The sequence below is a fragment of the Sulfuricaulis sp. genome (genome assembly GCF_049587675.1).
Taxonomy (GTDB): domain Bacteria; phylum Pseudomonadota; class Gammaproteobacteria; order Acidiferrobacterales; family Sulfurifustaceae; genus Sulfuricaulis.
The window spans coordinates 1-2,078 of record NZ_JBAVEJ010000019.1 but is presented as its reverse complement, the minus strand read 5'-3'; the positions used below and the strand labels follow the sequence as shown (position 1 = coordinate 2,078).

1 protein-coding gene is annotated in these 2,078 nt (G+C 59.8%); it reads left to right on the top strand.

Annotated features, from left to right (window positions below):
• The first annotated feature begins 10 nt into the window (after positions 1 to 10).
• Positions 11 to 1,888, top strand: coding sequence for a molecular chaperone HtpG (gene htpG, locus WB402_RS00880; RefSeq protein ID WP_424204830.1), 1,878 nt, complete (start codon positions 11 to 13; stop codon positions 1,886 to 1,888).
• Positions 1,889 to 2,078: the final 190 nt, after the last annotated feature.

Below are 2,078 nucleotides of genomic sequence, written 5' to 3'. Positions count from 1 at the left end.
GAGCCGTACTATGGGCGTCGATACGCACAAAGAAACCCTGGGATTCCAGGCCGAGGTCCGGCAGCTGCTGGACCTGATGATTCACTCGCTGTACAGCAACAAGGAAATCTTCCTGCGGGAGCTGATCTCCAACGCCTCCGACGCGGCGGACAAGCTGCGCTTCGAGGCGCTCTCCGACCATAATTTGTACGAGGGCGATGCCGATCTCAAGATCCGCATCGCTTATGACAAGAACGCGCGCACGATCACGGTCTCGGACAACGGCATCGGCATGAACCGCAGCGAGGTGATCGACAACATCGGCACCATCGCCAAGTCCGGCACGCGTCAGTTCCTGGAGGCGCTCACCGGCGACAAGTCCAAGGATCTCAAGCTCATCGGTCAGTTCGGCGTCGGTTTCTACTCCTCCTTCATCGTGGCCGAGAAGGTCACGCTCACCACGCGCCGCGCCGGCCTGGGGCCGGAACACGGTGTGCGCTGGGAATCCGCCGGTGAGGGCGAATACAGCATCGAAACCATCGAGAAACCGACGCGCGGTACCGAAGTCACACTGCATCTGCGTACGGGCGAGGACGAGTTTCTCGACGGCGCGCGACTGCGCGCGATCGTCCACAAGTATTCCGACCACATCACGCTGCCCATCGTCATGAAGGCCGAAACCAAAGACGAAGACGAAACCGTCAACAAGGCCTCGGCGCTCTGGGCGCGTCCCAAGAACGAGATCACCCAGGAAGAGTACGACGAGTTTTACCGCCACGTGGCCCACGATTTCGAGGCGCCGCTGGCGCACGTGCACAGCCGCGTCGAGGGCAAGCAGGAATACATCTCGCTCCTTTATATACCGCAACGCGCGCCCTTCGATCTGTGGGACCGGGAAAAGCGCCACGGCATCAAGCTGTACGTGAAGCGCGTGTTCATCATGGACGACGCCGAGCAGCTGATGCCGAATTACCTGCGCTTCGTGCGCGGCGTGATCGACTCCAACGATTTGCCGCTCAACATCTCGCGCGAGATCCTGCAACACAACCGCGACATAGACGTCATCCGCAGCGGCTCGGTGAAGAAGGTACTCGACCTGCTGCAGGACATGGCCGACAAGGACAAAGAAAAATACGCCAAATTCTGGGCCGAGTTCGGGCGCGTGCTGAAGGAAGGCGTGGTCGAAGACACCGCCAACCGCGAGCGCATCGCCAAGCTATTGCGCTTTTCCTCCACCCACGCCGACCAGGAAACGCCGGACGTCACGCTGGCCGACTACGTCAGCCGCATGAAACCGGAACAGGACAAGATTTATTACCTCACTGCCGATACGTTCGCCGCCGCCCGGCACAGCCCGCATCTCGAAATCTTCCGCAAAAAAGGCATCGAGGTGCTGCTGATGCATGATCGCATCGATGAGTGGGTGGTGATGCACCTGACGGAATTCGACGGCAAGTCGCTGCAGTCCGTCGCCAAGGGCGCCCTGGACCTCGGCAAGCTCGAAGATACGGAGGAAAAGCAGCAACAGGAGAAAGCCGCGGCCGAATTCAAGGAGCTGATTGAAAAAATCAAGAAAGCCCTCGACGGTCAGGTCAAGGACGTGCGTATTACCCATCGGCTGACGAATTCGCCCGCCTGCCTCGTGGCGGACGCGTACGATATCGGCGGCAACCTGGAGCGCGTGCTCAAGGCCGCGGGCCAGAAAGCGCCGGCCAGCAAGCCGATCCTCGAAATCAATCCGGAGCACCCGATCGTGACGCGGCTCAAAGCGGAGGCCGACGCCAAGCGGTTTGAGGACTGGACCCGAATCCTGCACGATCAGGCGTTGCTCGCCGAAGGCGGAGAACTGGAAGACCCGGGCAGCTTCGTCACCCGGCTGAACAGTCTGTTGCTCGAGCTGATGAAATAGCTCGCGCCCGATGGGCATCCAATCAGACTGTCACCCCCGCGTAGGCCGGGTCAAAAAACATGTTGTCATCCCCGCGAAAGCGGGGATCCAGGTTTTACATGTAGATTCTCACCTTTTGTTACTCCCAGAGCTGCAACAAGCTTTACATACATCCCCGCTTCAGCGGGGATTCTATGAGTAGGTTGTCACC

What these genes read in the sequence shown, in the direction of transcription:
- htpG (WP_424204830.1), top strand. Translation starts at nt 11, where the DNA reads ATGGGCGTCGATACGCACAAAGAAACCCTGGGATTCCAGGCCGAGGTC.